This is a genomic window from Nocardia sp. NPDC059229 (assembly GCF_042754165.1).
In the GTDB taxonomy this organism is placed as follows: Bacteria; Actinomycetota; Actinomycetes; order Mycobacteriales; family Mycobacteriaceae; genus Nocardia.
Window position 1 is genome coordinate 162,408 of record NZ_JBHZAK010000018.1, and the last position, 7,137, is coordinate 169,544.

5 protein-coding genes and 1 pseudogene are annotated in these 7,137 nt (G+C 68.2%); 5 read left to right on the top strand and 1 reads right to left on the bottom strand.

Annotated features, from left to right (window positions below):
* Window positions 1-14: 14 nt before the first annotated feature.
* The 4 genes from ACFXHE_RS33640 to ACFXHE_RS33655 all read left to right on the top strand — a co-directional run bounded on the left by ACFXHE_RS33640 (window position 15) and on the right by ACFXHE_RS33655 (window position 5,113).
* Window positions 15-1,148, top strand: coding sequence for a hypothetical protein (locus ACFXHE_RS33640; protein ID WP_379388702.1), 1,134 nt, complete (start codon window positions 15-17; stop codon window positions 1,146-1,148).
* Window positions 1,149-1,265: 117 nt separating this feature from the next.
* Window positions 1,266-2,618, top strand: coding sequence for a S1 family peptidase (locus ACFXHE_RS33645; protein ID WP_364620021.1), 1,353 nt, complete (start codon window positions 1,266-1,268; stop codon window positions 2,616-2,618).
* Between the two features lie 150 nt (window positions 2,619-2,768).
* A complete protein-coding gene (locus tag ACFXHE_RS33650; RefSeq protein WP_379388703.1) occupies window positions 2,769-4,115 on the top strand; it encodes a S1 family peptidase in 1,347 nt (448 codons plus the stop codon).
* 161 nt (window positions 4,116-4,276) lie between these two features.
* Window positions 4,277-5,113 (top strand): NRDE family protein, encoded by an 837-nt coding sequence (locus ACFXHE_RS33655; RefSeq protein ID WP_379388704.1) that lies wholly within the window; start codon window positions 4,277-4,279, stop codon window positions 5,111-5,113.
* Between the two features lie 91 nt (window positions 5,114-5,204).
* Here ACFXHE_RS33655 and ACFXHE_RS33660 read toward each other — a convergent pair whose 3' ends face one another.
* Entirely contained in the window at window positions 5,205-5,912 is a 708-nt protein-coding gene (locus ACFXHE_RS33660; protein ID WP_379388705.1) for a hypothetical protein, read from the bottom strand.
* A 374-nt stretch (window positions 5,913-6,286) separates the two neighbouring features.
* Between ACFXHE_RS33660 and ACFXHE_RS33665 the strand changes: the two are divergent.
* Window positions 6,287-7,137, top strand: a pseudogene (locus ACFXHE_RS33665) (Fe-S oxidoreductase); the annotation flags it as partial.

A 7,137-nucleotide genomic window follows, 5' to 3' on the forward strand; every position in this document is an offset into this window, starting at 1 on the left:
CGAGGTAGAAGAGGATGGCCACTGGGGTGGGCCTGCGGATCGCGGACGACGAATCCGTCGTTGCCGTGGTGACAGGCGATGACGCCACACTCCCGGTGCACTACACCGTGCGCGAGTCCGTGCTGCACATGTCCGAGGACGGCGACGCCGTGCTCGGCGGCGACGCGCCGGAAGGCTACAGCCATTCCATCCGGGGCTTCGTGGGCGCGGTCGGGGATCCGGCCGGGCTCGCGGTGGACGACGGTGAGGCGTACCGGGCCGAGGACCTGATGGCCACGGCGGTCTTCTGTCTGATCAGTCAGGCCGCCGAACATCTCAACGGTCCCGCCGAGTTCTATCTGGCCCACCCGACCGGCTGGCCCGACGCCCACGTGCGATCCCTGCGCGAGGCGCTGGACTATCTGGGCCTGAAGTCGGTGGTGCTGGTCAGCGAGCGGGATCTACCCCAGGCGGACGCGGAGACCGGGAAGACCCTGGCCTACAACGCGGCCCGCGCGGCGCTGGCGGCGGTGCTGTCCACCCCGGCCGGCCTCACGCCGCCCGATGCCACGGCGGCCACCGAGAACGCCGCCGACGTCACCGACGTGCTGCCCGCGCTCAAGTCCTCCGAACTGGCCCAGGCGTATTCGGCCGCGGTCCCGGCCGTCACCACCGCCGAGCCGGCCGTCACCCGCGCGACCGCGGCGGTCGCGGTCACCCACGCGCCGCGCGCCAACCGCGGCCCGTACATCATCGCCGCGGCGGCCGCCCTGATCGGTTTGCTGCTCGGTGGCGTCGGGGTGGCGGCCGTGTTGCGCACCGACGACTCCACCCCGGGCCCGCCGCGCGGCGAGGTGCGTTCGGAGCCGGTGGCCACCGCGGGGGTGGCGCCGCCGCTGCTACCGCCGACCGGTTCGGACAATCCGACCGCGGCCGCGCCGCCCGCCGATGCCGCGGACGTCCCGGTCACCTCGGACCCCACGACCACGCCGCCACCGCCGACGACCACGCCGGACCCGCCGGCCACCACACCGAGCCCCACCCCGCACACCACGCCGCCCACGACGACACGCCCGTATCCGCCGATCTACCAGTATCCGTCGGTGCCGACCTTCGAGCTGCCGCAAGCGCCGGTGCTGCAGGATCCATGGGGACAGAATCCGCGTTGATTTCGTAGAGCCCTTCGGTGGTTGATGCCCTAAAGTGGTGCGCTGACCGACCTTCCGGAAGGTAACCGGATCCGGGCCCGGGACATCGGTCTGCTGGTGCACTTACGAAGGGACTCCATGCGCAAGTTCATGGCGCGTCGCGCCACGGTTCGAGCAGCCACTGTCGCGTTCGCCTCGACCGTCCTCATCGGTCCCTTGCTCAGCACCGCCACCGCCGACCCGGCGTCCCCGGATCAGCTTGCCGCCGACAAACTTCCGGCCGAGCTGGTCACCGCCATCCAGCGCGATCTGAAGATGACGCCCGCCGAATATCTGGACCGGGCCAACCAGGCCCAGCAATTGCGGGACTACGCAACGACTTTCCGCAGCCAGCGTCCCGACGACTTCGCGGGCGCGTGGCTGGGCACCGACGGCAAGCCGGTCATGGCCGTCACCTCGCTCGATGCCGCCAAGATCGCCGCCGCCGACGGCTACCAGACCCGGCTGGCCCCGATCAGCGCCGACAACCTCGAGAGTTCGGCCGATCAGCTGAACATGTGGATCACCAGCCTGCCGCGCGATCTGTCCAATGCCATCAACTCGGTCGCCATCGACTTCCTCAACAGCCAGCTGGTGCTCAGCGTGGCGAACACCCCGGCCGGGCATTTGCTGAATCTGCCCACGCTGATCGCGAATATCAAGGTGATGCTGTCCCCGGATTCCGGCGGGCCGGTCGAACGGCGCCCCATGGGCGGTGACACCTACATCACCGCGCCGACCGCGCTCAGTGATTCGTCGCTGCGCAGCGTCGATGTGTGCTCGTTCGGCTTCAACAGTGTGGATTCCGCCGGAAACGCCCTGAACATCAGTGCCGGACACTGCAATCCGAATGTGGACAAGGGCACCAGCGCCGATGTCTACATTCCGAATGTGAAAAACCTGGTGTCGAGCCCGAAGGCCGGCAGCTTCGTCTCCTCGAATCTGGGCGGCCGCAGCGCACTCGACTATTCGGTCATCAAGCTGAACGACGACGCGGTGCGGGCCGGCATGGATCAGCCGTCGGTGCGCGGCGCCAACGGCACCACCCTGACCATCACCGGGGTGGCCGACCCGATCACCGGCGCGCCGGTCTGCAAGTCCGGCCAATCCTCCACCTTCACTTGTGGTTTCGTGGTGGCCGACCGGGTAGAGACCCAGTTGTTCACCGCCGAGGGCCAGTCCAAGACGGTGCGCGGCTTCGCCTCCAGCGCCTGCACCCTGGGTGGCGACAGCGGCGGCGCGATCGTGACCGGCACGCTGGCGCTGGGCATCACCAGCGGCTCGAATGCGGCCGACGCGCCGAACTGCAACGAGGCCAATACCGCGCTGGCGCAGTATGGTGGTACCGCGTCGCTGGGCATCCCGGTGCGCGCGATCCTCACCGAAATCGACGCCAATTCCGGCGGCGGCGTCGGCAGCGGAATTCAGGTCCGGACGCGTTCCAACGCGTGATGATTCGCGGCCCCTTCCGGCGGGCCGCGAAAATCGGACACCTCTCTCATTGCGCGTGTTTAAGACACGCCCGCTGTTTGCCCGCCGAATACCGAAACGTCATCTCGCAATAAGTAGGCATAACCGGCCCGACACCATATAGTCGGGGCCATGCTCCTGCCACGTATGCGCTTCTCCATGCCTGCCGTGGGCCGCCGCCCACGGTCCCTTGTCCGTACTGCGGCGATCGCGGCCACCACTGTGCTCGTCGCCGGACCCCTGGCGGCGAGTGCGCACGCGGAGCCCGCGACCCCCGCGACGCCGGATCTGCCGGCCGAGCTGGTCACCGCCATCACCCGCGACCTGAAGATCTCCCCGCAGGACTACCTGCAGCGCGCCGACACCGCGCAGAAGGTGGCCACCTTCGCCACCACCGCCCAGCGGCAGTTCCCGGGCGTCTTCGGTGGCGCCTGGCTGGACGAGACCGGTAAGGCCATCGTGGCGCTGGCCCCCGGCGACACCCTGGACCAGGCCCGCAAGGCCGTGGCGGACGCCGGCTTCACCGCCAAGGACGTCGCCAAGAGCGAGACCACGCTGCGCGGTGAGAAGAACGCCTTCCAGCAGTGGCTCAAGGACCAGCCGGAGTCCGTGTCCAAGGCCATCCGGGGCGTGGCCGTCGACACCCTGAACAACAGCATCGCGGTGCGGGTGGACAAGCCCGACCTGCCGCTGCCCGGCTTCGTGGACCCGGCCCGCGTCATCGTCATGACCGCCCCGCCGGTCGGCGGCGAGGGCCAGGACGTCCCGAAGGCTTCCGACATCGCCGGTGCCGGCCCGCAGACCATGGCCGCCGGCCAGGCCTACGCCTCGGTGGCCGGTCGCATGTCGCTGCGCTGCTCGCTCGGCTTCAACGGCACCGACGGCAACGGCAATGTCGTGAACATCACCGCCGGTCACTGCAACCCCAACATCTCGGCCACCCCCGGCGCCAACTCGCCGGGCGTCTACCAGATGGTCGGCGGCGAGAGCCTGGGCCCGCAGGTCGGCGTGTTCCAGAAGTCGGTGCTGGGCAACCAGGACTACTCGATCATCGGGATCAGCGACCAGTACCGGGACGCCTTCTCCAACCCGCTGGTGAACGTCCCGGGCGCGGCCCCGGTCAACATCACCGGCGTGGCCGTGCCGGTGGTCGGCGCCCCGGTCTGCAAGTCGGGTGCGCGCACCGGCTTCAGCTGCGGCGTGGTGAACGCCGTCGACCAGACCGTCCAGGTCGGCGACCGCATGCTCACCCAGTCGTTCTCCGCCAATATCTGCGCCCTGCCCGGTGATTCGGGCGGCCCGCTGGTGACCGGCACCCTGGCCCTGGGCATTTCCAGCGCCTCCTCGGTCGCCGACTACCCGGTCTGCGAGATCCCGAACCTGATCGGTCTCATCACCGGCAACACCCCGCAGCTGTTCGCGCAGCCGGTGAGCACCGTGCTCTCCGACAACCCGGGCCTGCGCGTGCGCACCCTCTGATCACAGCACCCTCGAAAAGGCCGGTAGCCCAACCGCTACCGGCCTTTTCGCATTCCGGGGTACCCGGGTGCCCTCGGGTGGCAGCGCAGGGGCGGCGGCGGCAGCGGGCGGGGAGCGATCGGGCGTGGTCACGGCGAGCCCCGGTCGGGCATGCTGGGGTTATGTGTTTGGTGTTGCTCGGCTGGCGGGCGCATCCGGAGTACCGGTTGATCCTGGCCGCCAATCGGGACGAATTCTTCACCCGCCCAACGGAACCGCTGCGGTCCTGGGACGAGGTGCCCGGTCTGCTGGCGGGCCGGGATCTGGGTGCGGCGGGGCCGGTGCCGGGCACCTGGCTGGGTCTGCTGTCCGATCGGCACCGCTTCGCGACGATCACCAATGTGCGCCGGCCCGGCGACTTCCGCCCCGATGCCCGCTCCCGGGGCGCGCTGCTGATGGATTTCCTGCGCGGCGATCCGGTGCCGGAGAAGTTCGTGCGCGGCGTCGCGGCCGCGCCCGACGACTACAACGGCTACAACGTGGTGGTCTCGGATCTGGAAACGCTGTGGTGGCACAGCAATCGGAGCGACCGGACCCCGCGCGAACTCGCGCCGGGCTTCCACGGCCTGTCCAACAATGCGCTCGTGGGATCCCTCGAACCCGACGGCAGCGTATCGACCGGCACCGATGATCCGGCCTGGCCCAAGGTCCGCGAGGGCGTGCGCGCGCTGGCCGCCGTGGCCGCGGCCGATCCGGGCGATGTCGAGAGCTATCTGGCCGTCCTGGCCGACCGCACCCCCGCCGCCGCCTCCGAATTGCCGGAGACCGGACTGGACCCTCTCGCCGAACGCGCGGCCTCCGCGCGCTTCGTCGATCATCCCGTGCACGGAACCCGATGCAGCACAGTTCTTCTGGTGCGCGAGGACGGCAGCTACGTGATGACCGAGCGCACCTTCGCCCGGTTCGCCCACCGCCGCGACACGGTGTCGTTCGACGGCCGGCTGGAGCTACCGGCCTGAGTCGGTCCGCCAACGCGTTCGGCCCGCCTGCGACGAGCGAGGCGGGCCGAACGGGTTCAGCGTGCCGAGGCTCGAAAACCCCGGCGGTGGTTCAGTTCTGGGTGACCTGAGCGGGCTTGCTGGTCGTGGCCCACTGGGTGGTGCCGTCCGGAGCCTGCAGGGTCTGCAGCAGGCCGATGCCCGCGGCAACCAGGGTCGGGCCACCCGCGGCGATGGTGCCGAGGATGCCGCCGATGCCGGCGCCGGCCACCAGGCCGGGAACGCAGCCGGCCACGATGGTCACGACGCAGCCGATCATCGCGCCGAGTGCCGTGCCCACGAAGCTGCCGATGCCGATGGCCAGGCCGAACTGAGTGGAGAAGTTGCTCATCGCCTTCTGGTTCTCGTCCGCCGAGGCGATCGGCTTGGCGGCGAGCACGGTGGTGCCGGGCTGGTAGCCCTCCGGCTTCTCCGGAACCACCTCGAGCACCTTGCCGTCGTCCTTGACCTCGGACTTCACCGGGATGTCGGTGCCGTCGGCGTCGAACTTCAGCGGGAAGGAGATGGCGGTCGCGCCCTGCGGGTCCTTGACGTTCACCACCGTGACCTTCGGGTCCTCGGGCGTCGCGCCGTCCTGCTGGGCGAGCTCGAAGGTGCCGTTCTTCAAGGTGGAGACGATCGTCTTGCCGTCGACCAGCTTGGTGGAGTAGTTGATTCCAGCAGGCTGTGCGGGAGCATCGTCGGCGTGGGCGGTCGTCATCCCGATGGTCATTGCGCCGATGACCAGGGCAGCAGCCGCAGTGGTACTGCGAAGCTTCATTCGGTTGGTATCCAATCCGTCATGAGGTATATGTGTGCGCTTCTTCGCCACGCGAGGCCCGGCTTCCCTCGGGCCATGCCACGCGCTAGGACGAGTCCTCCCCGAGCATGTGAAGACGCGCACAGCTGTCGGACAGCGAGAGCCTAGTCGATCACCCTACGATTTGCGAGATCCGTTTCTTTCTGCTGGACACCGCGTTTCGCGAGTAAGCCTGCCCTTGGTTACCGCACCGATTTGCCGGGATTTACGGTGTGGGAAACCCTGGACAGCTAAGTTACCGGCGGGTAACTTACCGTCCATTAGGATACGAGCAACTCGAGGCGGAACCAGGCTGCCTCGCAAGACGCTCGTAGAACCGTAAGAGAGGTCGCGACATGAATGCCCTGACAGTGACGCTGGGCACGATTGGGGCGGTGTTCACAGTCTTCTGCTGGGCATCGTTCATCGGAGGTGTGCGGAACATCGCGCGCACCGTCATGGTCGGGCAGTCCGCACCCGATCGCTGGCGGCCATTCTTCCCCCGCTTCAAGACCATGATCGTGGAATTCCTCGCGCACACGCGCATGAACAAATTCCGCACGGTCGGCTGGGCCCACTGGCTCGTCATGATCGGCTTCCTCGCCGGGTTCATCCTGTGGTTCGAGGCGTACGGCCAGATCTTCGACCCCGAATTCCACTGGCCCATCGTCGGGTCCTGGGGCATCTACCACCTGGTGGACGAGATCCTCGGCATCGGCACGGTGATCGGCATTCTGGTGCTGATCGTCATCCGCCAGCTGAATCACCCGCGCGTGCCGCAGCGGCTGTCCCGGTTCAGCGGTTCCCGGTTCGCACCCGCGTACGTCATCGAGGCGATCGTCCTCGTCGAGGGCCTGGGCATGACCTTCGTGAAGGCGGGCAAGATCGCCACCTACCACGAATCCCACACCTGGAGCGACTTCTTCACCGAGCAGGTGGCCAAGCTGCTGCCCGACTCGGTGATCATGGTGTCGATCTTCGCGTTCATCAAGCTGGTCTCCGGCGCGACCTTCCTGCTGCTGGTCGGCCGCAATGTCACCTGGGGTGTGGCGTGGCACCGATTCGCCGCCTTCCCGAACATCTATTTCAAGCGTGAGGCCGACGGTGACGTCGCCCTTGGTGCGGCGAAGCCGATGATGTCGAACGGTAAGCCGATCGAGATGGAGACCGCGGATCCGGACAATGACACCTTCGGTGTGGGTAGGTT